Source organism: Rhizobium arsenicireducens, assembly GCF_964021225.1.
This window is the reverse complement of record NZ_CAXHYK020000001.1, coordinates 749592-775672: the sequence shown is the minus strand read 5'-3', so window position 1 is coordinate 775672 and position 26081 is coordinate 749592. Positions and strand designations below refer to the sequence as shown.

The 26081-nt window shown below is 62.0% G+C and carries 21 protein-coding genes and 1 pseudogene; 9 read left to right on the top strand and 13 right to left on the bottom strand.

What is annotated here, in order from left to right; translation table 11 throughout:
- Window positions 1-2071, top strand: a pseudogene (locus tag ACWPVA_RS03640) (hypothetical protein).
- An 87-nt stretch (window positions 2072-2158) separates the two neighbouring features.
- Here ACWPVA_RS03640 and ACWPVA_RS03635 read toward each other — a convergent pair.
- Window positions 2159-2686, bottom strand: coding sequence for a hypothetical protein (locus tag ACWPVA_RS03635; RefSeq protein WP_454286375.1), 528 nt, complete (start codon window positions 2684-2686; stop codon window positions 2159-2161).
- An 83-nt stretch (window positions 2687-2769) separates the two neighbouring features.
- Entirely contained in the window at window positions 2770-3936 is a 1167-nt protein-coding gene (locus ACWPVA_RS03630) for an AAA family ATPase (RefSeq protein WP_454286374.1), read from the bottom strand.
- Between the two features lie 186 nt (window positions 3937-4122).
- On the opposite strand from ACWPVA_RS03630, the gene ACWPVA_RS03625 reads away from it, so the two are divergent.
- Window positions 4123-4542: a GNAT family N-acetyltransferase gene (locus ACWPVA_RS03625; protein ID WP_454286373.1), complete on the top strand. Its 420-nt coding sequence runs from the start codon at window positions 4123-4125 to the stop codon at window positions 4540-4542.
- Here ACWPVA_RS03625 and ACWPVA_RS03620 read toward each other — a convergent pair.
- Window positions 4526-5074 carry a GNAT family N-acetyltransferase gene (locus tag ACWPVA_RS03620; RefSeq protein ID WP_454286372.1) on the bottom strand — a complete coding sequence of 183 codons (549 nt, stop codon included), beginning with the start codon at window positions 5072-5074 and terminating at the stop codon, window positions 4526-4528. The two genes, ACWPVA_RS03625 and ACWPVA_RS03620, sit on opposite strands and share 17 nt — an antisense overlap.
- Window positions 5075-5334: 260 nt before the next feature.
- Between ACWPVA_RS03620 and ACWPVA_RS03615 the strand changes: the two genes are divergently transcribed.
- Entirely contained in the window at window positions 5335-6348 is a 1014-nt protein-coding gene (locus ACWPVA_RS03615; protein ID WP_454286371.1) for a glutathione S-transferase family protein, read from the top strand.
- Here the strand turns inward: ACWPVA_RS03615 and ACWPVA_RS03610 are convergent.
- Window positions 6326-6817, bottom strand: coding sequence for an NUDIX domain-containing protein (locus ACWPVA_RS03610; RefSeq protein ID WP_454286370.1), 492 nt, complete (start codon window positions 6815-6817; stop codon window positions 6326-6328). The genes ACWPVA_RS03615 and ACWPVA_RS03610 overlap by 23 nt on opposite strands.
- A 41-nt stretch (window positions 6818-6858) precedes the next feature.
- Here ACWPVA_RS03610 and ACWPVA_RS03605 point away from each other — a divergent pair, with 41 nt between their 5' ends.
- Complete coding sequence (locus tag ACWPVA_RS03605; protein ID WP_454286369.1) at window positions 6859-7767, top strand: metallophosphoesterase family protein; 909 nt, start codon at window positions 6859-6861, stop codon at window positions 7765-7767.
- 3 nt (window positions 7768-7770) lie between these two features.
- Here ACWPVA_RS03605 and ACWPVA_RS03600 read toward each other — a convergent pair whose 3' ends face one another.
- The 3 genes from ACWPVA_RS03600 to ACWPVA_RS03590 all read right to left on the bottom strand — a co-directional run bounded on the left by ACWPVA_RS03600 (window position 7771) and on the right by ACWPVA_RS03590 (window position 11864).
- Window positions 7771-8565: an alpha/beta fold hydrolase gene (locus tag ACWPVA_RS03600; RefSeq protein WP_454286368.1), complete on the bottom strand. Its 795-nt coding sequence runs from the start codon at window positions 8563-8565 to the stop codon at window positions 7771-7773.
- 3 nt (window positions 8566-8568) lie between these two features.
- Window positions 8569-10293: a 2-isopropylmalate synthase gene (gene leuA / locus ACWPVA_RS03595; RefSeq protein ID WP_454286367.1), complete on the bottom strand. Its 1725-nt coding sequence runs from the start codon at window positions 10291-10293 to the stop codon at window positions 8569-8571.
- A 389-nt stretch (window positions 10294-10682) separates the two neighbouring features.
- Window positions 10683-11864, bottom strand: a complete 1182-nt coding sequence (locus ACWPVA_RS03590) for a benzoate/H(+) symporter BenE family transporter (RefSeq protein ID WP_454286366.1) — start codon at window positions 11862-11864, stop codon at window positions 10683-10685.
- A 383-nt stretch (window positions 11865-12247) separates the two neighbouring features.
- Here ACWPVA_RS03590 and rnk point away from each other — a divergent pair, with 383 nt between their 5' ends.
- The 3 genes from rnk (at window position 12248) to ACWPVA_RS03575 (ending at window position 15127) form a co-directional block, all read left to right on the top strand.
- On the top strand, window positions 12248-12631 hold the full coding sequence (gene rnk / locus ACWPVA_RS03585; RefSeq protein ID WP_454286365.1) for a nucleoside diphosphate kinase regulator: 384 nt from the start codon (window positions 12248-12250) through the stop codon (window positions 12629-12631).
- Window positions 12632-12740: 109 nt separating this feature from the next.
- On the top strand, window positions 12741-13835 hold the full coding sequence (locus ACWPVA_RS03580; RefSeq protein WP_454286364.1) for a carboxynorspermidine decarboxylase: 1095 nt from the start codon (window positions 12741-12743) through the stop codon (window positions 13833-13835).
- Window positions 13836-13888: 53 nt separating this feature from the next.
- Entirely contained in the window at window positions 13889-15127 is a 1239-nt protein-coding gene (locus tag ACWPVA_RS03575) for a saccharopine dehydrogenase family protein (RefSeq protein WP_454286363.1), read from the top strand.
- Between the two features lie 88 nt (window positions 15128-15215).
- On the opposite strand, the gene ACWPVA_RS03570 is transcribed toward ACWPVA_RS03575, so the two are convergent.
- From ACWPVA_RS03570 to ACWPVA_RS03560, 3 genes are all read right to left on the bottom strand, one after another.
- Window positions 15216-16349 (bottom strand): hypothetical protein, encoded by a 1134-nt coding sequence (locus ACWPVA_RS03570; protein WP_454286362.1) that lies wholly within the window; start codon window positions 16347-16349, stop codon window positions 15216-15218.
- Between the two features lie 277 nt (window positions 16350-16626).
- Window positions 16627-17208 carry an ATP-dependent Clp protease proteolytic subunit gene (locus ACWPVA_RS03565; protein ID WP_454286361.1) on the bottom strand — a complete coding sequence of 194 codons (582 nt, stop codon included), beginning with the start codon at window positions 17206-17208 and terminating at the stop codon, window positions 16627-16629.
- Between the two features lie 118 nt (window positions 17209-17326).
- Window positions 17327-17758, bottom strand: coding sequence for an Lrp/AsnC family transcriptional regulator (locus ACWPVA_RS03560; protein WP_454286360.1), 432 nt, complete (start codon window positions 17756-17758; stop codon window positions 17327-17329).
- 125 nt (window positions 17759-17883) lie between these two features.
- On the opposite strand from ACWPVA_RS03560, the gene ACWPVA_RS03555 reads away from it, so the two are divergent.
- Window positions 17884-18987, top strand: coding sequence for a saccharopine dehydrogenase C-terminal domain-containing protein (locus tag ACWPVA_RS03555; RefSeq protein ID WP_454286359.1), 1104 nt, complete (start codon window positions 17884-17886; stop codon window positions 18985-18987).
- A 160-nt stretch (window positions 18988-19147) separates the two neighbouring features.
- Here ACWPVA_RS03555 and ACWPVA_RS03550 read toward each other — a convergent pair whose 3' ends face one another.
- The 3 genes from ACWPVA_RS03550 to ACWPVA_RS03540 form a co-directional block, all read right to left on the bottom strand.
- Entirely contained in the window at window positions 19148-20584 is a 1437-nt protein-coding gene (locus ACWPVA_RS03550) for a coniferyl aldehyde dehydrogenase (RefSeq protein WP_454286358.1), read from the bottom strand.
- A gap of 293 nt (window positions 20585-20877) precedes the next feature.
- Window positions 20878-23439 (bottom strand): GcvT family protein, encoded by a 2562-nt coding sequence (locus ACWPVA_RS03545; RefSeq protein WP_454286357.1) that lies wholly within the window; start codon window positions 23437-23439, stop codon window positions 20878-20880.
- 294 nt (window positions 23440-23733) lie between these two features.
- The gene (locus tag ACWPVA_RS03540) at window positions 23734-25197 is read right to left on the bottom strand and encodes a protein adenylyltransferase SelO (RefSeq protein WP_454286356.1); all 1464 of its coding nucleotides are present in this window, start codon (window positions 25195-25197) and stop codon (window positions 23734-23736) included.
- A 317-nt stretch (window positions 25198-25514) separates the two neighbouring features.
- On the opposite strand from ACWPVA_RS03540, the gene ACWPVA_RS03535 reads away from it, so the two are divergent.
- A complete protein-coding gene (locus ACWPVA_RS03535) occupies window positions 25515-26018 on the top strand; it encodes a hypothetical protein (RefSeq protein ID WP_454286355.1) in 504 nt (167 codons plus the stop codon).
- The last annotated feature ends 63 nt before the right edge of the window (window positions 26019-26081 follow it).

Here is a 26081-nt window from a genome sequence, read left to right as displayed (position 1 = left end):
ATGACACTCCAGTTCGCTCCCTTCATTCCCTGGTTCATCCTTCTGGCGCTCGCCGTGCTGGCCCTCATCCTCGCCACGGCGGGTTTTGCCCGCGGCGTGCGCGGCACCGGCATCCGCCTACTCGCCTCCGCCGCAGTCCTCGCGGCACTCGCCAATCCGCTTCTGATGCAGGAGGACCGCGAGGCGCTCTCCACCGTCGTGCCGGTCATCGTCGACCGCAGCCAGAGCCAGGAAACGCCGGAACGCACCGCCATGACCGATGCGGCGCTCGAAGGCCTCAAGGACCGGCTGTCGCGCTTTGCCCGCATCGAGCCGAGGATCGTCGAGGTGCGCGACCCCGCCACCTCCGACGCGCCTTCGACCCGCCTGTTCGAGGCGCTGGCCTCGGCCATCTCCGATGTGCCGCCGGCCCGCATCGGCGCCGCCGTCTTCATCACCGACGGCCAGGTGCACGACATTCCGGCCGCCGGACAGGCGCTCGGCTTTTCCGCCCCCGTTCACGGCCTCGTCACCGGCAAGGCCGACGAGTTCGATCGCCGCATCGAGGTGCTACGCGCGCCGCGCTTCGGCATCGTCGACGAGGACCAGGAACTGAGCTTACGCGTCTTCGACGACGGCCGCCGCACCGATACGCCCGCCACAGTCACCGTGCGCATGAACGGCGAGGAGATCGCCACGCTCAATGCGACGCCCGGGGTCGAGACGCCCTTCGGCTTCAAGGTACCGCGCGGCGGCAACAATGTGCTGGAATTCACCGTCGCCGCCACGCCCGGCGAAGTCACCGAGGTCAACAACAAGGCGATCCACCTGATCGAGGGCATTCGCGAAAACCTGCGCGTGCTGCTCGTCTCCGGCGAGCCCCACGCCGGCGAGCGCGCCTGGCGCAACCTCTTGAAATCCGACGCCGCCGTCGACCTGGTACATTTCACCATTCTGCGCCCGCCGGAAAAGCAGGACGGCACGCCGATCAACGAACTGTCGCTGATCGCATTCCCAACGCGCGAACTCTTCGTCGAGAAGATCAATGATTTCGACCTGATCATCTTCGACCGCTACCAGCACCGCGGCGTGCTGCCGATCCTCTATTACGACTACATCGCCGAATATGTGAGGAAGGGCGGCGCACTGCTGATCGCCGCAGGCCCGGAACATGCAAGCGAGGATTCGATCGCGGTGACTCCGCTTGCCTCGGTCCTGCCCGCCGAACCGACCGGAAATGTCCATGAGGCGGCCTTCTATCCACGGCTCTCCGAGCAGGGCAAGCGCCACCCGGTCACCCGCGGCCTAGACGGCGCGACTGCCGAACCACCGCAATGGGGTCGCTGGTTCCGCAGTGTCGACGTCGATCCCCCGCGCGGTGAAAGCGTGATGACCGCCGCCGACGGCCGCCCGCTTCTGGTGCTCGACCGCGCCGAGGAAGGCCGCGTCGCCATGCTGCTCTCCGACCAGGGCTGGCTCTGGGCCCGCGGCTTCGAAGGCGGCGGCCCGCATGTCTCGCTCTATCGCCGCATCGCCCACTGGCTGATGAAGGAACCGGAGGCTCGAGGAAGAGGCATTGAAGGCCCGCGCTAGCGGCCGCACGCTGGAAGTGACCCGCCAGACCATCGCCGGCGACCCGGGTGCGGCCACCATCCGCACGCCGTCGGGCAAGACCGAGACGCTGGCGCTCAGCGAAACCGCCCCCGGCCTCTATCGCGGCGAGAAGCGCATGGACGAAACCGGCCTCTTCACCATCGCCAACGGCGAATTCTCCACCCTCGTCCATGTCGGTGCCGTCGACGCGCCCGAGTTCAAGGCCATGGTCTCGACGCTCGACACGCTGAAACCGATCGCCACAGAGACCCGCGGCAGGATCGCCCGCCTCGACGACGGCAAGGGGGGCCTGCGCCTCCCCGACATCCTCCCCGTCCGCGGCGACGTCCGCATCGCCGACGACCGCCGCCTGCTGGTGCGGTTGACCGACGAAACGGTGCTGAAGGGTGTGAACACGCTGCCGCTGTTTGCCGGATTCGCGGGGCTCGCCGTGCTGCTGCTGGCGATGTCGGCGACGTGGTGGCGTGAGGGAAGGTAAGGGGGGGGAATCTGGCGCACGAGAGAATTACAAACAGCCGCATGAATTTTGGTCAGCCTCCGCGCTGCCAGCGTCTCGGACTGTTGTTTAGTATTTCAAAGAAGAAATCTTCGTAATTGCGCGGCGAAGGCTTAAGCTATTTTCGGCGGCTGCCCAAACGTTCCATTCGCTAAACACAAACTGAGCCAATTTCAAATTATACTTGAGGCCGGTTGCGGCCGTGCTTCGCAACGCCGGTGCAATGGCATCTCGAATATCCGCGCTCGAAGAACCTTTTGCCAAATGCACAAGATACTCCTTTGAATCTAAAACGGACTTCTCGATGTTAGCTGTCAGCTTTGCGGGGCTCACATTTAGAAACGCGGCGATGCCGTTTGTGTCTGCCAATAACCAAGATTCAATTTCTGTCTGCGCAATGCAGAACAGCATATTTTCAGGCAGCGGCTCAGTAATGTTTGCCGAACGCAGCCAGCTCTTTCTGAGCGAAGGTGCACATACTGCACGATCTAGGTCCGTTATTATTAGCACTGGCGATCTTTGTGCCAGCGCATGAAATTTTTGCAAGCTATTCTTAATGTAACCAAAGCCGCCATAGACTTTTCCAAGCTCTTGCATGCGAGTGCCAACTGGGCAACATTCTTGGATAAGTCTCTCCGCGACCGCTCGGCTCAATTCGTCTTCGATACAATAGAAAATAGTCATAGTAAGAAATCGAGTTGACCGGTCTTCCGAGCATTCGGCAAAACCGCCTCAGCGGGAGAGAGCCCCGCGCCAAGTGCTGCTTGCTCATCCGCCGAAACACCCCTCATACTCGATCCATCGTCTGAAGGTGTGATAATCACAATTCCGCGCGGGTCTATCCCAGAGTTGGACAGAAGTGCTTGGCTGTGTGTTGTAATGATGAATTGTCTGCCTCCGCGTGACTTTCCTTTTACGGAAGCCATTATCCTCGGAAGCTGTGCAACAATCTCTTCGTTGAGAGACAACTCTGGCTCCTCTAGTAGCAAAGGTGAGCTTCCGCGCTCCTGTAAAAGCCAGAGTATTGACATTATTCTCAACGTTCCATCGGAGAACTGATCTTCTCGCTGCCGCGCACCTCGAGGACGGTGGTGTTTGAACCTGATTTCCAAGTGTGGATGACCTGTGATCTCATCCTTAAGAAACCTGAGGTCTTCCAGATGCGGTACGATCGTCCGCAATGCTGTTTCGATACGCTTCAGTCGACTTTCTCTCGTGCGCGGCAAGGTCCGTGCAATTCGCAGCATGAATTCCTGCCCGAATGGGTCATCCTCTATGACCCTTCCGCCGATTTGGTCACCAAATTTAAGGAGTTGAGGTACTAGGTGGACATAAGTAGCACCCGAGAAAAAATCTGCCAGCTCGCGAAATTTCGCGTTTGCACTAATCTGCTCGATATGAGTTTCGCGAAGGAGCAGTTCATCCCTCTGTTCCTCCTTTCCGGGTCTATCGATGACAACAGTAGGCGTTCCATCAGGCCCAAATGAAGTCACTCTTTCTCTCGTGACTTGAGGATCGCGCTTGCCTTTCGGAGGAATATTAAAGCCGAGCTCGTAACTCCAAGCTAGGGAGCCGCCTTCGTCGACAATGTCAGCCTCAATTAGAATCTCCGTATCGTTTCGGGCATGCAAGCATCGGATCTTTCCGACACCACCACGACGGTCTATGGCGTCCTGAAGTCCACCGCCACGATGCTTCGAGACATCTCTCAAGAAACGCACGGCATCCAAGAGATTTGACTTGCCCGCAGCATTGGGGCCCAAAATGTAAACAGAATCAGGGAGGTCGCGAATCTCGCCTGACTTAAAGTTCCGCCAATTCTTCAGTTTCAAACGGCTAATATGCATCGGGCTTCCCAAAATTCACATTTGAAGAGATTAGGGACCGAAAGAAACACACACAAGCCTCCTCTTGCACATTCGACGCGGGTGGCGGACTTGATAATAAATGAGTTCTTTACTGACCCCTTTGCAGGCTGATTGGCACAGCACGCCCCCATCGACACCCGCCCCATTTCCCCCTACCCTCCCCCCATGCCCGACACCCTCCCCCTCTCCGACACCGTCCCCGACGACGCCCGAAAAACCATCCTCGCCGGGATCAAGGCGCACAACAATGCCTTGCTCGGCCCGACCGACCGGCGCGATCTGTTCATTCCGTTGACCAATGCCGAAGGACAGACCGAGGGCGGGTTGGTCGGCTATACCGGGCGGGGCTGGCTCTATGTGGAAATGCTGTTCGTGCCCGAGCACCGGCGCGGCCAGGGGCTGGCCGGGGCGTTGCTGCAAAGGGCGGAGGACGAGGCGAAGGCGCGCGGCTGCAAGGGCGCCTATATCGACACGATCAATCCCGACGCCCGCCGCGCCTATGAGCGGCAGGGCTATTCGGTCTTCGGCACGCTCGACGATTTCACCGGCGACTTTGCGATCAGCTGGCTCAGGAAGCTCTTCTGAGCGCCTCGGCGGCGGCATCGGCCGTGTCGTCCATTGGACGCCAGGCGATCAGGCCGTTCAGCCGCTCATGCACGTCGGCGCCGAGCGGCACGACCAGCACCCGCGCCGGATCGACCGGGCCTGGAAAATCCAGCGCCTTATACGCCACCTTTTCGAAGCCGAGCGGCATGTAATACGGCGGATCGCCGATCAGGATGACGGCTTCGGAGCCGGCGCGGCGCGCCGCCTCGATGGCGATGCGCACCAGTTCCCGGCCGATCCCCATGTTCTTGTGCGAGGGCCGGACGGCCAGCGGCCCGAGCAGATGGCCCTTGACCGTGCCGGCAATCACCGGCGTCATGCGCACCGAGGCGATCGTCTCGCCGTCGTCGGCGCAGATGAAGGACAGGTGCCGGTCATGCGGCCCCTGCTCGCGGATGCGGGCCGCCGCGCGGGTGTGCCGGCCGGGGCCAAACGCTTCTTCGTTGATGTGTTCGATGACCGCGTCGTGCGACGCATCCTCGGTGAGGTAGACAAGGTCGTGATTTTTCATGGATGACCGGACCGTAAGGACAGACGGAGATATGGGTTCGCGTTGACGCCGCATGGGCGTTCGGGAAGCATCAGCGTCGTCGCAGGGTCCGTGGTGCGGTCATGGAAAAAGGGTCATCCGTTTTTGCGAAATCCCGGATAGCAGCAAATTTTCCGGCCGTCCAATGGAAAAACGCAGTGTTCACCCCTTGGCCTCTCCCAATATGCGCCGTGAGGCGTATCTATGGGGGCAGGACATGAACAACTGACAGGAGAGCACCGATGGGCATGCTCGTTGACGGCGTCTGGCATGACGTCTGGTATGACACGAAATCCACCGCGGGCCGCTTCGAGCGTTCCAAGTCGCAGTTCCGCAACTGGGTGACCGCCGACGGCTCGGCCGGCCCGACCGGCACCAAGGGCTTCAAGGCCGAGGCCGGGCGCTACCACCTCTATGTGTCGCTCGCCTGTCCCTGGGCCCACCGCACCCTGATCTTCCGCAAGCTGAAAGGGCTGGAAGACCTGATCTCGCTGTCGGTCGTCGATCCGCTGATGGTGGAGAACGGCTGGGAATTTCACGACCGCGACGGCGCGACCGTCGATCACCTGTTCGGCTCGGATTTTCTCTACCAGGTCTACCTGAAGGCCGATCCCAACTATTCCGGCCGCGTCACCGTGCCGGTGCTCTGGGACAAGCAGACCGGAACGATCGTCTCCAACGAGTCCGCCGACATCATCCGCATGTTCAACACCGCCTTCAACGGGTTGACCGGGTCTGACAGCGACTTCTGTCCTGACGACCTGCGGGACGACATCGACGCGATCAACGACCGGATCTATGACGCGGTCAACAACGGCGTCTACAAGGCCGGCTTCGCCACCACGCAGGACGCCTATGAGAGCGCGGTCGTGCCCCTCTTTGCCATGCTGGACGAACTGGAGGAGCGCCTCGCCACCCGCCGCTACCTGTTCGGCGAGCGCCTCACCGAGGCCGACTGGCGGCTGTTCACCACGCTGGTGCGCTTCGATCCGGTCTATGTCGGGCATTTCAAGTGCAATATCCGCCGGATCGCCGACTATCCGAACCTTTCGGCCTATGTCCGCGATCTTTACCAGACGCCGGGCGTCGCCAAAACCGTCGACATGCGCCACATCAAGCACCACTACTACCGCAGCCACAAGACGATCAATCCGACCGGCGTCGTGCCTGTCGGGCCCACCCTCGACCTCGACCGTCCGCATGGGCGGGACGCGCTGTCGGAGACGGAGGAGTTCACCAGATATCGGCGGGGCTGACCTCGCCGCTCAGTTCCGCCAGCCGCCGCAGGGTGGCGGAGGTCACGTCCTTCGGCAGGTCGAGCGGATCGAAGAAGCCGGCCTCGACAATCTCGCGATCAGCAAGCCGCGGCGCCGTCTGGATCACCTCGGCGCGATAGAGTAGCACATGGTCGCGCGGGCTGATGCGCCGGTTGAAATAGACATGGAAGAGCTGCGGCGGGGCGGTGAGTTCAAGATTGCCCTCCTCCCGCAACTCTTTCTCGAGCGCCTTGAGCACCGTTTCATTGCGCTCGACGCCGCCGCCCGGCATGTACCAGCCGGGAACATAGGAATGGCGGACGAGGAAGATTTCGCCTTGCGGATTGAAGCAGGCGGCCCGCACGCCGAGCGTCATGCCGCGCGACAGGGCGAAATAGCTGTGCAGCACTCTCAGCAGCAGGCGCCGACGAAGCCCCGTCCCCTCCTCCAGGCCCTTTTGCTGGTTCATTCTTCTTGCTCCCGTTACGCCACGTCTTTAAGAGTGGCGCCATGTTCAAGCTCGCGCATATATCCGATGTTCACCTGGGGCCGCTGCCCAACCTGACCATCCGGGAATTGGCCTCCAAGCGCATTACCGGCTATGTGAACTGGCACCGCAACCGGCGCAAGCATCTTTTCACCAACGCGCTCGACCTGGTGCTGGAGGACCTGCGCCAGCACGATCCCGATCACCTGGCGATCACCGGCGACATGGTCAACCTCGCCTCGGGCATCGAAATCAGGCTCGTCGCCCAGTGGCTGCGCGAGGCCGGCGCGCCGCTCGACACTTCGGTTGTTCCCGGCAATCACGACGCCTATGTGCCCGGCGCCCACGACAAGGCGGTGCACGCCTGGTACGACTACATGCGCGGCGACGATGACCCGCTGATCTGGCGGGAAGGCTACAAGCTGTTTCCCTATATCCGCCGGCGCGGACCCGTCGCGCTGATCGGCTGCTCCACCTCAATCGCCACGCCCCCCTTCTCGGCCACCGGCTATTTCAGCGCCCGCCAGGCCCGCGAGACAACCGAGCTATTGAAGGTCGCCGGCGAGGAAGGGCTGTTTCGCGTGGTGATGATCCATCATCCGCCGATCCGCGGAGCGGCCGCCTCGCACAAGCGGATGATCGGCATCCGCCGTTTTGCCGCGGCAATTTCCGCAGGCGGCGCCGAGCTCGTGCTGCACGGCCATACCCATCTCAATACGCTCTACTGGCTGGAGGGTCGCGAGAAGCGCGTGCCCGTCATCGGCATCGCATCCGCCTCGCAAGGCCCCGGCGCACCGAAGCCGCCCGCTGGCTACAATCTCTTTTCCATTAGCGGCAAGGCGGGCGACTGGCAGTTGAAATGGGACCGCTACAGCCTGTTCGATGCGGCGGTCAAACTGCGGCATGAACACCATCAGGTCCTGCTGGACTGACGATCAGGCGAGATGGCTGCGGTCGATGGCAGTTGCTTCGCGCAGCAGTTCGGCAATCCGCGCCGGATATTCTTCCACCAGCATGTGGCCAGCGGTCGCGATCCGCGTCAACGCAATGTTGTCGGGCAGCCGATCCGCCTGCCATGACGGCAGGATGCAATCCTCGCCGCCCCAGACCACCCGGATCGGCGTTGCCAATGCGGCAAGCGCATCGAGTGGCAGTTCCCCTTGCACACGTTCTCCGCTCGGCGCTGTGAAGGTAATCGCCTCGAAAATCCGCGTAAGCGCTTCCTGCGCGCCCGGGAGATGCCGGACCGCAAGCATGTCGTCAACCAGGTCGTCATCGATCACGGCGTTGAACCCGCACATGCCTTCCAGCGCCCAGATCAAGTCGAGATGGGTCTCTGCCTGGGCGTAGTGGGAGAGCAGGCGGTGATTAATGGCGGGGCCGAAGCCGCCCGGCGCCAGAAGCGTGGCGCTCAGAACGCGTCTCTGCTCCCTGAGCGCCAGCAATGCGGCCGTTGCGCCGCCGAGCGAGTGCCCGGCGACGTGGAAATGCGTGACCCCGCGCAGATCGAGATCGTTGCGAATGGCCTTGGCCATCTTGCCCGCTCCACCGATACCCTCGGCATGAAGCGAACCGGCATGCCCCGGCATGTCATAGGCGATCACTGGTTGGGCGGGGTCGAGCCCCGCCACGACCTTTTTCCAGATGAAAGCCCCGCAACCATAGCCGTGTAGCAGCACCAGCGGCGGTTTTTTCCTCAAGTCTCCGGCAACGATCGCGTGCAGCGCCATGCCTCAGGCCTTTGCCGCGCGGTCGTCGAGCAGCCGGTTCGCCGCAGAGACGATCGCCTCGAGCGAAGCTGCGACGATGTTGGTGTTGATGCCTACGCCAAACAGCTTGCCACCCGGATGCACCACCTCGACATAAGCGATCGCCGATGCGTTCGACCCATGCTGCAACGAATGTTCCGAATAATCGGCAACCGTCAGCTCGACGCCGAGATGGTTCGACAGCGCGTTGATGAAACCGTCGATCGGGCCAGTCCCCTGCCCCTCGATCCGCTTGGTCTCGCCGCCATCAGTGATTTCGGCGGCAACGACGCGGCGACCTTTCTGGGCCGGATCGGCATAGGTGTGGTGATCGACATATTTCAGGCGTCCGCCGGGCTGCTCGACATAGCGTTCTATGAAACGTTCATAGATCCGCTTCGACGGCAGTTCGACGCCCTCTTCGTCGGTGATATGCTGGATGTCCTCGCGGAACTCCACCTGCAGGTTGCGCGGCAGATTGATGCCATAGTCTTCCTGCAGGATATAGGCGATGCCGCCCTTGCCGGACTGCGAGTTGATACGGATGATCGCCTCGTAGGTCCGCCCGACGTCCTGCGGGTCGATCGGCAGGTACGGCACTTCCCAGATCGGGGAATTGGCCTTGCGCCGTGCCTTCATGCCCTTGTTGATCGCATCCTGGTGCGAGCCGGAAAACGCGGTGTAGACCAGCTCTCCAACGTAAGGGTGGCGCTCCGGAATGGCCATCTGGTTCGAATATTCGTAGACCGCCTTGATCCGTTCGATATCAGAGCAGTCCAGTTTCGGATCGACGCCTTGGGTGAACATGTTCAAAGCCAGCGTGACGATGTCGACATTGCCGGTACGCTCGCCATTGCCGAACAGCGTGCCCTCGACGCGATCGGCGCCGGCCATCAGGGCCAGTTCGGTGGCGGCGATCCCCGTCCCGCGATCGTTATGCGGATGGAGCGAGACGATGACGTTTTCGCGATTGTTGATGTTGCGGCACATCCACTCGATCTGGTCGGCATAGATGTTCGGCGTCGCCATTTCGACGGTCGATGGCAGGTTCAGGATCAGCTTGTTGTCCGGCGTCGGCTTGATGATGTCGATGACCGCATTGGAAATCTCCAGCGCCACGTCCAGTTCCGTACCGGTAAAACTCTCCGGCGAATATTCGAAGCGGAAACCGCCGCCGGCTTTCGCCGCCATGTCGGTGATCATCTTGGCTGCATCGACGGCGATCTGCTTGATGCCGGGCACATCCTTGGCGAACACCACTCGGCGCTGCAGTTCGCTGGTCGAATTATAGAAATGGATGATCGGCCGATTGGCGCCTACCAGCGCCTCGAAGGTGCGCGTGATCAGTTCAGGGCGGCACTGAACCAGCACCTGCAGCGACACGTCGTCGGGCACATTGCCTTCCTCGACACACCAGCGGGCAAAGTCGAAGTCGGTCTGCGAGGCCGACGGAAAGCCGATCTCGATTTCCTTGAAGCCCATTTCGATGAGCAACTGGAACATGCGCGCCTTGCGGTCGTGGCCCATCGGATTGACCAGCGACTGGTTGCCGTCGCGCAGGTCCACCGAACACCAGATCGGCGCCTTGGTGATTGTCTTCGACGGCCAGGTGCGGTCCTTGATGTCGATTTGCGGATAGGGGCGATACTTGGTTGCCGCTTCGGGCATTCCCACAACGCCGGCGCCGGAGTTCCTGTTCATGTCGTTCATCTCTTCCTCTTCCGCATCCGCCAGGCTCTTAGCGCATAAATTGCACTTTTGCGACGGCAAATGCTGGCCTCAAGTCGGCCAAATAGTGTCAGTCTACGGGATTTGCTTCGAGGAGCTGAGCCATGCGGCTATCCGGCCGCCGGGCGCTCCTCAAAGGACCCGGCAACCGCGGATAAGGCAAAGAAGAAGCGAGTTTGACGCCGACGCGACGAAGCCGGCCGCAACGCGGTCAGCTTTCAGGGTCGCAGAAATGGTCGGGCCGAATTGGATCATGATGCAAGAGGAATAACGCGCGATGGCAAATCGCGCAAGCCCGTTATTCGGCAACGGAGAGGGACTTCAGTTTTCCTGGAACCATCGGGCGCAAGGACACGATCCGTTCCCCTCGCTCACCGCCGAGCGGCAGCAACCTTCAGAAACGCGAGCATCAAGGCGCCTGCGATCAGCCCCCAGAAGGCACCGGAAATTCCGGCGAAGGAGACTCCGGACGCGGTAATCAGAAAGGTGACGGCCGCCGCCTCGCGCGTCTCGACGTCCTTGAAGGCGGCTACCGCCGAGCCGGAGAATGCGCCGATCAGCGCCAAACCCGCCACCGCTTGAATCAGGATCGGCGGCGCCAGCGAGACGAAGGCGGTAACCGCGCCTGCCAGAAGGCCGAGGATGATATAGCCGACGCCGCCGATGATCGCCGCCCAGTAGCGCTTTTTCGGATCGGGATGGGCGTCCTCGCCGGCACACATGGCCGCGGTGATTGCCGCCAGGTTGACCGCATGTCCGCCGAACGGCGCCGAAAGGAGCGAAAAAAAGCCCGTGACGGCAAACAGCGGCCCCGGATTGGGGTTGTAATGGTTGACCTTCAGCACGGCGATACCGGGAATATTCTGCGAGGCCATGGTAACGATGAACAGCGGCAGCGCGATCGAAACCAGCGCCGGCAGCGTGAACACCGGCATCACCAGTTCTACCGGCAGCGCGAGCGACTGCGCCCAGGTCGCCATCGCCCCTTCCGGCAGGTCGACGCCAAACACCATCACGATGACGAAGGCGAGAAGCGCAGCCGGCACAGCATAAAGCCGCTTGAAGGCAAGCACTGCTGCCCATGCGACGAGGATCGGTAGGCCGAGCATCCAATCGAAGGCGATCGCCTTGAACGGGGCGAAGCACAAGCCGAGGATGACACCCGACAGCATGGCATTGGCAAGCGGTGCCGGGATCGCCGCGACCGCCCGGCCAAGCGGCCGGAACAGCCCGGCAATCACGATCAGCAAGCCGCAGACCAGGAAGGCGCCGACAGCGGCGGCGAAACCGCCCTCAACCGTACCGGCGGTCGCCAGCAGCGCCGCCCCTGGTGTTGACCAGGCGATCGACACCGGCAATCTCGTCCAGGCGCTCAGCACGATCGCGCAGAGCCCCATCGATACCGATAGTGCCATAAGGCCGGAGGCCGCCTCGTAGTCACTTGCCCCCACGCCCTTGAGACCCTGGAGAACGACGGCAAACGAGCTGGCGAACCCGACAAAGGCGGTCAGGCAGCCCATGAAGAAACTCTGCGGGGAAAGATCTTTGAACACGAAGATGCCTCAAAATCCAGGAATCGCAACCATCCAGCAAGACCAAAATCCGAGCAGCAACGCAAGGCTTTCGAGGGCCTCAGAAGTACGGCCTGGCGACATATGCCGCTGCTGCGCATAAGTCACTTCGGAAATCGGCCTTGACATTGATGCGGCAAGACCCGATTTCATGAAGCATGATGACGCTCAAGCACCGCACCACATTCCGGCCGTTCCCGATCGCGGAATAACGGCCCCGGCTCGGACACCCCGAGACCGGGGAGCGTGCAATCCATTCAACCATCGACATCGGCGGAATCGCGCACTTCTTTGCGCCGACCCGCCCCTTACGGCGCCACTTCGATTGAGGCTGCCGGACAGACAAGACTCTTGGAGACACTATCGTGAACAGACCCGAGATCGTTGTCGGCAGGTCCGACTATGACAAACTCGTTCGCATGGCCAATGGCCTGGTCGAAACGCGGCCCGAATTCGCCGAGGAACTGCTCGGCGAACTTGAACGGGCATCGGTCGCCAATGACGGCGCCGCGCCTGCGGGCACGGTCCAAATGGGGACCAATGTCGAGTACCGGACCGAGGATGGGAACACGCGGCGAATCACGCTGGTCTATCCGGCAGAGGCCAACATTGCAGAGAGAAAGGTTTCGATCCTGACGCCGATCGGTACAGCGCTTCTCGGCCTTTCGGTCGGCAGCTCTATCGATTTTATCGCCAATGACGGGCGGCAGCACTTGTTGACCGTCACTGCCGTCGAAACCGCCGGCTGACCTGAACGAAATCACTGAAATCCAATGGAATGCGAGCTTCCGCTTGCCTTCCTCGCCCCTTTTGCCTATCAGCCCGCGTGAATTGTCCCTGCGGGAAGGAACGTTCTCTATGGAAACGCCCTATTACCTCATCGACAAGTCGAAGCTTCTCCAAAACATGGAGAAGATCGCCTTGCTGCGCGAATTGTCCGGCGCCAAGGCGCTTCTCGCGCTTAAATGTTTCGCGACCTGGTCGGTCTTCGACTTCATGCGCGACTACATGGACGGAACGACCTCGTCCTCGCTGAATGAAGTCCGCCTCGGCCATGAGCGCTTCGGCAAGGAGACCCACGCCTATTCGGTCGCCTATGCCGACTACGAGATCGATGAGGTCGTCTCCCACGCCGACAAGATCATCTTCAACTCGATCGGCCAGCTCGAACGCTTCGCTGACAAGGCATCCGGCATCGTGCGTGGCCTGCGCCTCAACCCAGGCGTATCCTCGTCCGGCTTCGATCTCGCCGATCCCGCCCGCCCCTTCTCGCGGCTCGGCGAATGGGACACAGCCAAGGTCGAGCGGGTCATGGACATGATCTCCGGCTTCATGATCCACAACAATTGCGAAAACAAGGACTTCGACCTGTTCGATCACATGCTCGGCGACATTGAGCAGAAGTTCGGCTCGCTCCTGAGACGAGCCGAATGGGTCAGCCTCGGCGGCGGCATCCACTTCACCGGCGACAACTATCCGCTGGAGAAATTCGCCGAACGGCTGAAACGCTTTGCCGGCAAATACGAAGTCCAGGTCTATCTCGAGCCCGGCGAAGCCTCGATCACCCGATCGACCACACTCGAGACCACCGTTCTCGATACCCTTTACAACGGCAAGAACCTTGTCGTGGTGGATTCGTCCATCGAAGCGCACATGCTGGATCTTCTGATCTATCGTGAAAGCGCGAAGGTTCATCCCAACCAGGGACCACATCGTTACATGGTCTGCGGCAAGTCCTGCCTCGCCGGCGATATCTTCGGCGAGTTCGATTTCGAAAACGAATTGAAGGTCGGCGACCGGATCTCGTTCCAGGACGCCGCCGGCTACACGATGGTCAAGAAGAACTGGTTTAACGGCGTGAAAATGCCGGCAATCGCCATCCGCGAACTGGATGGCAGCCTCAGGACGGTCCGTGAGTTCGACTACACGGATTACGAACAAAGCCTTTCGTGAGGATTTCCCTCACAGGTTTCTGACGATTGGACATCAAGGAGTTGGTCCCCATCATGAAGAAGAACGTGCTCATCATCGGCGCCGGCGGCGTCGCACAGGTCGTGGCGCACAAGTGCGCCCAGAACAATGACGTGCTAGGCGACATTCATATCGCCTCGCGCACCAAGGTTAAGTGCGACGCTATTATCGCTTCGGTTCACGACAAAAAGGCGATGAAGCAGCCGGGCGTGCTGGAAGGCCATGCCCTCGACGCGCTCGACATCGAAGCCACCAAGGCGCTGATCAAGAAGACCAATTCCCAGATCGTCATCAATGTCGGCACGGCCTTCCTCAACATGTCTGTGCTGCGCGCCTGCATGGATACCGGCGTCGCCTATATCGACACGGCAATCCACGAGGATCCGAAAAAGATCTGCGAGACCCCGCCGTGGTACGGAAACTACGAGTGGAAGCGTGCTGTTGAGTGCGAGGAAAAGGGCATCACCGCCATCCTCGGCGCCGGCTTCGATCCGGGTGTGGTCAATGCCTATGCCAAGCTCGCCAAGGACGAATATCTCGACACGGTGACGGACGTCGACATCGTCGACATCAATGCCGGCAGCCACGGCAAATATTTCGCCACCAACTTCGACCCGGAAATCAACTTCCGCGAATTCACCGGTGTCGTCTACTCCTGGCAGAACGGCCAGTGGCAGGAGAACAAGATGTTCGAGATCGGCAAGGAATACAACCTGCCGGTGGTCGGCAAGCGCAAGGCCTATCTCTGCGGCCATGACGAGGTCCATTCGCTGGCGAAGAACATGGATGGCGCCAACGTGCGCTTCTGGATGGGCTTTGGCGACCATTACATCAATGTCTTCACCGTCCTGAAAAACATCGGCCTGCTCTCCGAGCAGCCGGTGAAGCTCGCCGACGGCTCCGAGGTCGTGCCGCTCAAGGTCGTCAAGGCCTGCCTGCCCGACCCGGCATCACTCGCCCCCGAATACGAGGGCAAGACCTGCATCGGCGACTACGTGAAGGGCCTTAAGGACGGCAAGGAGAAGACCGTCTTCATCTACAACGTCGCGGACCACAAGGAAGCCTACAACGAAGTGGGCTCCCAGGGAATCTCCTACACCGCCGGCGTGCCGCCGGTCGCCGCGGCTATGCTGGTCGCCACCGGTGAGTGGGATGCGAAGAAGATGGTCAACGTCGAAGAACTGCCGCCGAAGCCCTTTATCAATCTCTTGAACAAGATTGGTTTGCCCACGCGCATCCAGGACGAGAACGGCGACCGCGCCGTGGAGTTCTAAGGAACGGCCACGGCCTGCGAAGATCGCCGACCGTCACCAGCCATCGCGAGGCGCGTCCCAATATGGGGCGCGCCTTTTTCACGTGACATCAATTGTCCGGCGCGGCAAGCCGGAAGCTCATGATGGCATCGCGGACACGGGCCTCGCCCTTCTTGTCGCCGAGGAAGTGATAGCCGACGATGGTATAGCCGCGCTTCTTGTAGACCAGATAGGCAGCCAGGCTCTGCACCGTCGCGCCGCTCACCTCGCCCTGATACTCGCGCATGACCACCGGTACCTTCGGCAGGCCGACGCCCGGATGCTCGCTGGCCGGCTTGGCGAGCCGCTCGCTCATGAAGAAAATCTTGTCCGCCAGGTTCTCCTCCCAGGCATCGGCGAAATCCTTCGCCTTGGTGGCCTGGTCGAGGTCCAGTGCCCAGACGATCACGCCTTCCACCCGGTCCGGGTGGCGCATGTCGAGGGAATAGGGCTCTGCCTCGTCGATCTCGCTCGACCAGATACGCGGCACGGCGATCCAGAAGGCGCGATCGGTATTGCGCCGCCAGACGATCGTGTCCTCGTCGCCCGCGGGAGCGGGCTTGCCAGTGGACTCGTCCTCCCCCTCCTCGTTCTCGGGTAGGGGGGCCTGCGTCTGTGGCTGGCCCTGCTCGACCAGCGGCTCGGCCGCTGAAAGTTCGCCGAGTGCGAACGTCGCCGAACAGTTCTCGAAGACCTTCATATATTCGTCGAATATCCCGTCCGGCGCCGAATATGAGATCAGCAGGAAGAGGCGCGGTGCTGTCACCACCATCTGGATATGGTTGAAGGGACGCTCTTTGCCCGCATTGTCGGTAGTCTTGTAGCTAGCAATGACGAAGGGCGCCTGCTGCCCAGCGACGGGAGCCGCGCCCTCCGTGCGGATACGTCCCTCGGAGACGGCAAGCAACTGCGCCTTAGCCCTCTCAATTTGCGCCTGTGCCGTCTTCTCCGCCGTCTTTGCTCTATCAATCAGCTGGATGATGATGACCGCCTCGCGGGCGTCGCCTTGCAGTCCGGAAAACACCCGGTCGCCCCTGGTTGATTGCTGGAAGTCCCAGTCCGAGGGAAACTGGCAGGAGAATCCGGAATTGTCCTTGTAGGTGCGGAAGGTCACGTCCTGCGCACCGGCCGGAAGCGCTACCGCGATCACCAGACACGCCGCCAACAGCAGACCGGCATGGATTCCCTTGAGCAGACTTCGCATTTCCCACCGCCTCCTATGACATTCTCGACCATATTCGGACGATGCACTGTGTCAAACGATTCCCGATCAGACCTTCGTCGCGCGGCTTTGGCAGACGGCTATGCGCAAGTCCTCACCCCCCACAAGAGTAAGAACCAGTACGCGTCCCTATTCACGATCGCCAGGAGGTCTGCGGAACGCGCGCCATCGTCGCGCCGCCGCTTTCTGCTCTCCAAAACAAAACCCCCACCGGTTTTCACCGACAGGGGCTGCTTCAATTCTACCTCTGCGCCGAAGCTCAGATTTCGGATTGCTTCTCGACGATCTTGCCGACCAGGCCGTAGTCCTTGGCATCCTCGGCCGACAGCCAGTAGTCGCGGTCGATGTCCTTGGCGATCTTAGCTTCGGTCTGGCCGGTGGCCTTGGCGAAGAGCTTGATCAGGCGCTCGTTCATCTTGATGATCTCGCGGGCCTGGATCTCGATGTCGGAGGCCATGCCGCGGGTGCCGCCCGAGGGTTGGTGCAGCAGGAAGCGGGTGTTCGGCAGGCAGAGGCGACGTTCCTTCGGCACCGATACGTAGATCAACGCTCCGGCGGAGGCGACCCAGCCCGTGCCGATGATGATGACCTTCGGCTTGATGAACTTGATCATGTCATGAATCGAATCGCCCAATTCGACGTGACCGCCCGGCGAATTCACATAGACGCGGATGTCGTCATCGGAGGCAGCGGCGAGCGCCACAAGCTGGGTACAGACCTTCTGCGCCAGTTCCTGGGTGATCCCGCCATAGATGAAGATCGAACGCGACTTGAAGAGATTCGCTTCCGTTTCCTTGCCGAGCGGCAGTTCCTTGCTCTTGTCGTCTTCGTCTTCATTCATCGGCTAGTCTCCACTTGGATTCGGTCACCCGCACATAGTGCGACTCATGTCGTAAAACAATGCGGGAAAAAGGGGAAGCACGGAACCGGTGAACAGGGCGTTAGCGAGGGACCTGCACCTACCGAGAAATCCGCGTCGACAGAATGATCGAAGAAAGTGTCCGCTCGACGCCGTCGATCTCGCCGATCCGGTCGATCAGCCCGTCAAGTTCGGCGATCGAACTGGCTGCGAGGATGGCGATCAGGTCGAACGAACCGTTGACCGAATGCAGCGTCGTCACCTGGCGGATGGCGTCCAGCTCGGCGCTGACCATCGGCAGCGACTTCGGCGCAATGGTGATCAGCACATGGGCACGGATGAGCCCGCTCTGGAAGGCCTCCGACAGCCTGACCCCGTAGCCGGCGATCACCCCTTCGCGTTCCAGCCGCTCCAGCCGCGCCTGCACCGTCGTCCGCGACAGGCCGAGCCGCCTGGCGAGATTGGCCACCGGCATGCGGGCGTTCTCGCCGAGCAACGCCAGAAGTTCGCGATCCTTGTCGGTAATTTGCATTTCGTCCAATCCTCTCGGCAATATGCCGAAACAGATACCACGAAACGAACATATCGTCGCTATGAATCGAAAGGCGCAGTCGGCATCCTGTAAAAACCTGACGAAATTCAAGAGGGGATATTTCAATGAAGGACGTAGTCATCATCGGCGGCGGCAAGATCGGCAGCGCCATTGCACTCATGCTGGCCGACAGCGGCGCCTACAAGATCACGGTCGCCGACCGCAGCGAGGCACAGCTTTCCGCCATCGACCGCCATCCGGCGATTGCCACGACCGCCGTCGACATCACCGATGCCAAGGCGCTCGACGCCGTGCTCGCCGGCAAGTTCGCCGTGCTCTCGGCCGCCCCCTTCCACCTGACCGGCGCGATCGCCGAAAGTGCGGCCCGCACCGGCACCCACTATCTCGACCTGACCGAAGACGTCGCCACGACCCGCAAGGTCGAGCAGTTGGCGAAGAATGCCAGAACCGCCTTCATCCCCCAGTGCGGCTTGGCCCCCGGCTTCATCTCGATCGTCGCCAACGACCTGACAAAGCACTTCGACACGCTCGACAGCGTGCGCATGCGCGTCGGCGCGCTGCCGCAATATCCGTCCAACGCGCTCAACTACAATCTGACCTGGAGCACGGACGGCCTGATCAACGAATATATCGAGCCCTGCGAGGCGATCGTCGAGGGCAAGCTGATCAATGTCCCGGCGATGGAAGAGCGCGAGGAATTCTCGCTCGACGGCGTCACCTACGAGGCCTTCAACACGTCCGGCGGCCTCGGCACGCTGGCCAAGACGCTCGAGGGCAAGGTGCGCACGATGAACTACCGCACCATCCGCTATCCGGGCCATCAGGCGATCGTCAAGGCGCTCTTGAACGACTTCAACCTGAAGAACCGCCGCGATGTGCTGAAAGACCTGTTCGAAAACGCCCTGCCCGCCACCATGCAGGACGTGGTCGTCATCTTCGTCACCGTCTGCGGCGTCAAGGATGGCCGCTTCCTGCAGGAAACCTATGCCAACAAGGTCTATGCTGGCGTCGTCGGTGGACGCCTGATGAGCGCCATCCAGATCACCACGGCTGCCGGCATTTGCACCGTGCTGGACCTGCTGGCCGACGGCAAGCTGCCCCAGAAGGGCTTTGTCCGCCAGGAAGAAGTCAGCCTCCCCGACTTCCTCGCCAACCGCTTTGGTCGCGTTTACGACCCCGAAGTCGCGAAGCTCGCAAAGGCCGGGTGATTCATCCTCCTGGGGGGAGGAGGGGTGGACCGTCAAGGTCCTGGACGGGGCGACCGACAACAAAAAGACGGGTCGCTCCGTCCGCCCGCCCCCTCATCCGGCGCTACCGGGCCACCTTCTCCACGCTGGGGAGAAGAGGCCGCCACCGTGAACGCCCCCCTCAGCCAAATTTCGCCAGCAACTTCAACAGGATGTCGGCAATCTTGCCATAGGGCGGATAAAGCAGCGCCACCGCCGATAGCCGCGACTGGCGCAACACCGGCTTTTCTTTGCTCATCGCCACGAAACCCGCTTCGCCATGATAGGCGCCATAACCCGAAGCGCCGACGCCGCCGAACGGCAGGTTGTCCTGCGCCAGGTGCAGGATCGTGTCGTTGATCGTCACGCCGCCGGAAATCGTCCCGTTCAGCACCCGCGCCTCGGTATTCTTGTCGCTGCCGAACCAGTAGAGCGCCAGCGGCCGGTCGCGGTTGTTGATAAAGGCCAGCGCCTCGTCGAGCGTGTCATAGGGGATGACTGGCAGGATCGGCCCGAAGATCTCCTCCTGCATCAGCCCCATCGTATCGTTGGCGCCGGTGACGACGACCGGCGCGAGGATGCGCCGCCCCACATCCGTGCCGGGCAGCAATTCGATCACCTCCGCCCCCTTGGCCCGGGCCTCGTCCATCAGGCCGGCCAACCGGTCGAAATGGCGCGCGCTGATGATCGACGTATAGTCGGGATTGCCGGCAAGGCTCGGATATTGCTTTGCCGCCGCCGCCTCAGCCGCAGCCACGAAGGCCAAAACCTTGTCGCGCGGCACCAGCGCGTAATCGGGCGCCACGCAGGTCTGGCCGGAATTCAACAGCTTGCCCCACATCAGCCGCGGCACGGCGCGATCGAGATCAGCCGAGGCATCGATGATCGCTGGAGACTTGCCGCCGAGTTCGAGCGTCACCGGCGTCAGGTTCCGCGCCGCCGCCTCCGCCACCCGCCGGCCGACGCTGGTCGAGCCGGTAAACACCAAATGATCGAACGGCGCCGCGCTGAAAGCCGCCGCAACGTCCGGCCCGCCGGTCATGACCGCCACCTCGTCCTCGGCGAAGAATTCCTTCACCGCCGCATCCAGAACCTCGGAGAACCGCGGCGTCAGTTCCGACGGCTTCAGCATCGCCCGGTTGCCGGCGGCAAGCGCGCCGACCAGCGGCGAGAGCATCAGGTTGAGCGGATAGTTCCACGGCGCGATGATGCCGACGACGCCGAGCGGCTGGCGCAGGATCATTCCCGCGCCCGGCTGCCCGGTCCAGGCGAGCGACACGCGGCGCGGCCGCATCCAACCCTTCAGGTGCCGGCGCGCATGGCGGATCGCCGCCCGCGTCGGCACGATGTCGGCCAGCGTGGTCACCACCGCCGAACGATTGCCGAAATCCTCCGAGATCGCCGCCGCAAGGCGCTCCTGCCAGGCGAGGATCATCCGCTCCAGCCGGTCGAGCCGATCGAGCCGCAGCACCAGATCCGGATTGATGTCGGTCAGATAAGCCGCCTTCTGGCGCGAAAGCACGCTCTCGATCACCGCCTCCGGCGACACCGCCTGCCGATCGCTCACATTCCCGTCCATCATCCGCCTCCCAAAACTCTGAAGTCCTACAGATGTGCCGAGACCGGAGATTGTTCAAGTGCGAACAGATGGCGGAGGGAATTAAACACCGTCGATCCGCGATCACCGTCAGGCAGGAATGCCCACGACACGGTCCTCGAAGCCTGCGGACGTGACGTGGATCGGTGGCCTCGTGCTTCGACGCCGGACGCGGCCCGCCACCTCCGCATGAGGGGCATGGAGAGGAACCGCTCGCGCGACGCCGAGAGCTTCAGCCCCATGGCCGTCATCAGTTTGAGCACTAAGCCCCCGCCTCAACTCCGCGGCTTCAAATTCTCCGGATCATACAGCGGCTTGTACCCCACCGCCGCAACCTCGACCGGAAACACCTCGGCAAAATACTCGACGTTCAGCTTCCGCCCCACCTGGCAATAGTCGTGCGGCAAATGCGCCAGCGCGATATTCTTGCCGATCGTTGGCCCATACGCGATCGACGTCGTGTAGGAGCGGCGGCCGAGGCTGTCGATCAGGGTTTCGCCGGTTTCCGGGTCCATGACCGGCAGCGAGCCGACCGGATAGCGGGCAATACCCTTGGCGTCGACATTGTCGGTCATCACCAGCGTGCAGAGCATGGCCGGCTGGTGGTCACGCGCCTTGTATTCGAGGTGCTTGGACTTGCCGCGGAAGTCGGCTTCCTTGACCTTCGGGCGGGCAAGATCGGCCTCGATCAGGTTGTACTGGGTCAGGAGATCGGCGTTCTGCAGGCGCAGGCTCTTTTCCATGCGGCGCGAATTGGCATAGGTCTCGACGCCAAACGCCATGACGCCAGTGGCGCGCAGCGCGTCCCAGACGGCCAGCGCGTCGTCATATTTCATGTGCAGTTCCCAGCCCTGCTCGCCGACATAGGAAATGCGGAAGGCGGTGACCGGTTTGCCGGCGATCTCGATCGGCTTGATCGCGGCGAAGGCGAAGTTCTCCGGGTCGAGCCCGGCCGGCTCGGCGACGACCTTCTTCAGCGTGGCGCGGGCGTTCGGGCCCCAGATGCCGATGGTCACATACTTTTCCGTGACGTCGGTGATGGTGACGTCAAAGCCCTTATCCTGGGCGACGCGCTTCATGTAGTGGAAGTCGCGCGGGCCGGCGTCGGCGCCGTTGGTCAGGCGGCAGCGGTCGGCCATGCGAAACACGGTAAAGTCGGCCCGCACCATGCCCTCGTCGTCGAGGAAGTGGGTGTAGATGCCCTTGCCGATATTGCCGTCGCCGCCAATCTTGGCGGCGCACAGCCATTCCAGCAGTTCGACATGGTCCGGCCCTTCGATGTCGACCATGTGGAAGTGGGAAAGGTTGACGATGCCGCAATCCTCGCTCATCGCCAGATGCTCGGCGTTCGAGACGCGCCAGAAATGGCGGTTGTCCCATTCGTTGGCGCGGACGGGAACGCGATCGCCGTATTTCTCGAGGAGATGCTCGTTGGCCTTGTAGCCGTGCGCGCGTTCCCAGCCGCCGAGTTCCATGAAGTAACCGCCGAGCTCCACTTCACGCTCGTAGAAGGGCGAGCGCTTGACGTTGCGGCCGCTGCCATAGGGCTCGCGCGGGTGCACGGCGGGGAAATAGATCTTCTGCGCGGCCTCGTAGCAGCGCCCGGCGATGAAGTCTTCGGTCAGCTGATGCGGATAGAAGCGGGCGTAATCGATCGAGTTGTGGTCGATCTCGGTGCGGCCGTCGGTCATCCAGTCAGCGATCAGCTTGCCGTAGCCCGGACCATCCTTGACCCAGATGGCGACGCAGTACCACAGGCCCCGGACCTTCTGGCTCTCGCCACAGGACGGGCCGCCGGCGGCCGAGACCTGCAGCAGGCCGTTGAAGGAATGGCCTTCATTGTAGCCGAGTTCGCCGAGGATCGGTGTGAGCTCCATGGCCCGCTCGAGCGGCTCGAGGATCTGCTCCATCTCGAGGTCGCGCTGCGAGGGCGAAAGCCGCGCCTCGTGCTTTTCCAGGAGCTCGCGCGGATGGCACATGCGCGGTTCCTTGGTCTCGTAATAGCCCCATTCAATCTGGCCGCCCTCGGTGGTCTTCGGGTCGCCGGTGTCGCGTATATAGGCGGAGTTGCCCTGGTCGCGCAAAAGCGGATAGCCGATTTCCTTGCCTGTGCCCTCGAATTCGTTGAACGGACCGAAGAAGGTCAGCGGATGGTCGACCGGCATGACGGGCAGGTCCTCGCCGACCATTTCGGCGATCAAACGGCCCCACAGGCCGGCGCAGACGATGACATGGTCGGCCATGATCGTGCCGCGATGGGTAACCACGCCCTTGATGCGGCCGCCCTCGACGATCAGCGATTTTGCCGGCGTATTGGCGAACATATTGAGCTTGCCGGACTTTTCCGCCGCATCCACCAGCTTGCCGGCAACCGTTTGGCTGCGCGGAATGACCAGGCCGGCATCGGGATCGAACATGCCGCCCATCACCTGGTCTTCCTCGATCAGCGGGAAGAGCTTCTTGATCTCGGCCGGTGAAACATAATGGGCGCGGGTGCCGAAAGCCTTGGCCGAGGAGAGCTTGCGCTTGATCTCCTCCATCCAGCTGTCGTCGCCGGTGCGTGCCACTTCCAGGCCGCCGATGCGGGCGTAATGGCCCATCTTCTCGTAGAAATCGATTGAGTACTGCGTCGTCCAAACCGAGAGATAGTCATGACTGGTGGTGTAGCAGAAGTCGGAGGCATGGGCGGTGGAGCCGATGTCGGTCGGAATGCCCGACTTGTCGATACCGACGATGTCGTCCCAGCCGCGTTCGATGAGGTGATGGGCGATGGAGGCGCCGACAATGCCGCCCAGCCCGATGATGACGACCTTTGCCTTGGACGGAAACTCTGCCATTGCCCCAAATCCCGATTGATATTGAGAACCGATCTTAGGGCGCGTCGACCCGCCATTTCATCCTCAATGCGACATAATCTGCAATGCTGCACGACCCGGATTTTCCGCGTCTCCCAGCCGCTGCGACTGAGTTTGCGACATTGCGGACGAAGGCACAAGGCGAGCGATGGCAACATCGCACATCCTCAAGGAAAGGCCGTGCCGGAGGCTGTGGTGATGATGATGCAGCGGCAGAGGACGATGCCGGTCGGCTGACACAGCGGAAAGACGCCGGTCCTTCAAGCCACGGAGAACTCAGGTGCCGCAGAAGGTTCTCTCCACCCGTTCCCCGGGCAACGGCTTGTCCTGATAGGCCGCAAATTCCGGGCTCTCCGCATAGGGATACCGCAGGGCCGCGTGCAGCCGTTCGAAGACGGCAAAATCGCCCTCCAGCCCGGCTTCGATCGCCGCCTCGACCTGGTGATTGCGGGGAATGATGGCCGGGTTGACCGCGTCCATCGCCGCCTGCCGTTCCGCAGCCGGTAGGGGATCGGATTCGAGCCGACGCCGCCAGCGCAAAAGCCAATCGTCGAGGCCGATCGGATCGGCGAACTCCGCCGCAAGTATCTGCGGGTCTGTACCGCCGGCCACCTTGCCGAGCGCCCGGAAGGTGCGGGTAAAGTCGGCTTGCGCGCCCTCCATCAGCTTCAGCAGCGAATTGATGAGATCAAGGTCGCCCTCTGCCTCTCCCGTGACACCGATCTTGGCGCGGAAGAGATCGAGCCAGCGGGCTTGAAACATCCTGCCGAATTCGGCAAGCGCGACATTCGCCGCCTCGACATTCTCATCCTCGCCCCCTGCCATGAGCGGCAGCAGCGTCTCGGCGAAGCGCGCGAGGTTCCACTGCGCGATCCCAGGCTGGTTGGCATAGGCATAGCGCCCGCGCTGGTCGATCGAGGAGAACACCTTGCGCGCATCGTATTCGTCAAGGAAGGCGCAGGGACCAAAATCGATCGTCTCGCCCGAGACCGCCATATTGTCGGTGTTCATCACTCCGTGGATGAAACCGACGGAGAGCCAGCGCGCGATGAGGTCTGCCTGGCGCGCGGCGACCGCATTGAGGAGCGCAAGATAGGGCTGTTCAGTGCCCTCCAGCTCCGGATAGTGGCGGGAAATTACGTGATCCGCGAGCACTTTGACCGCCTCCGCATCGCCGCGCGCGGCGAAGAACTGGAATGTGCCGATCCGGATATGGCTGGCCGCCACGCGCGTCAAAACCGCACCGGGCAGCTTCGTCTCGCGATGCACCGCCTCGCCGGTCAGCACCGCGGCCAGCGCCCGGGTCGTCGGGATGCCGAGCGCCTGCATGGCTTCCGAGACGAGATATTCGCGCAGCACCGGGCCGAGCGCCGCGCGCCCGTCGCCATTGCGCGAAAAGGGTGTCACGCCAGCCCCTTTCAGCTGGATGTCGCGGCGCTGGCCGTGTCGGTCGACCACCTCGCCCATCAGGATCGCCCGCCCGTCGCCGAGTTGCGGCACGAAATTGCCGAACTGATGGCCGGCATAGGCCATGGCGATCGCGGCCGCTCCTTCAGGAAGACGGTTACCGGAGAAGATCGCGGCCAGAAGCTCGTCGCTCGCTTCAGCAAAATCGAGGTTCAGTTCCCCGGCCAGGGCCTCGTTGAAACGGATCAGGCGCGGCGCCCTTGCACCGGCCGGATCGGCTGGCCGGTAGAAACGTTCCGGCAGGCGCTGGTAACTGTTGTCGAATGCAAACACGGCTCATCGCTCCGGATTGTCGCCCGCCGGGAGAGGGGCAGGATTCCTGCACCTCAATATGGGGCGCCGCTCCATGCGGACAAGCGGAAACGCCGAAAGGCTCTGCGCTCCCGAATTGTCAGCCGGAAAAACGGACCAAAATTGGGCCGATAGCTGTCGCGCTCTTGTCTCGGGGAATAGCGTCCTCTTAACGTGTCTGCCGAACGGAATGTGCGCTCCGAGGTCATGGGGCACCAGAGCCGTATTTGTGCACGGCTCTTGCCACGCCTGAAGGGCCGCGCGATGCTGGGCGACTGATTATCGAGGGGAAGATTGTCATGAAGATACACATCGCCGCCGTCGCGGTCCTGGCCGCTGCGGTGCTTTCCGGCTGCACCACCACCGAAGAAGCCAATACCGTCATTCAATCGCGCTGGATCGGCCAGCCGGCCGAGGTGTTCTTCACCCAGTATGGCCCGCCGATCTCGGAGTTTCCGATGGCCAGCGGCAACATCCTTTACACTTGGCGGGGCGGCGACAAGACCCGCTACATCCCGCCGCAGTATTCGACCCCCACGCCGGCCCAGACCACGACCCGGACGGTGACTCGCGAGACGAAGCCCGGCGTGACGGTCACCAAGACCACCACCCTTGGCGGCTTTCCGACGGCCCAGCCGCAGATGATCTCGCCGCCGCGCTATGAGGAGCTGTTCTGCGAACTGCAGCTCACCGCCGACCCGTCGGATCGCATCGTCGCCATCCGTGCGACCAACGATACCGATGGCGAGGGCTTGAGCTTCTCGCGTTGCGCCGAAGTGCTGAACGCGCACCCGAAGAAGTGATTTTTGGCCGGACAGGCTGTGAAACTGCCCTCCGCGCCCCGCGCGCGGAGGGTATTACTTTAT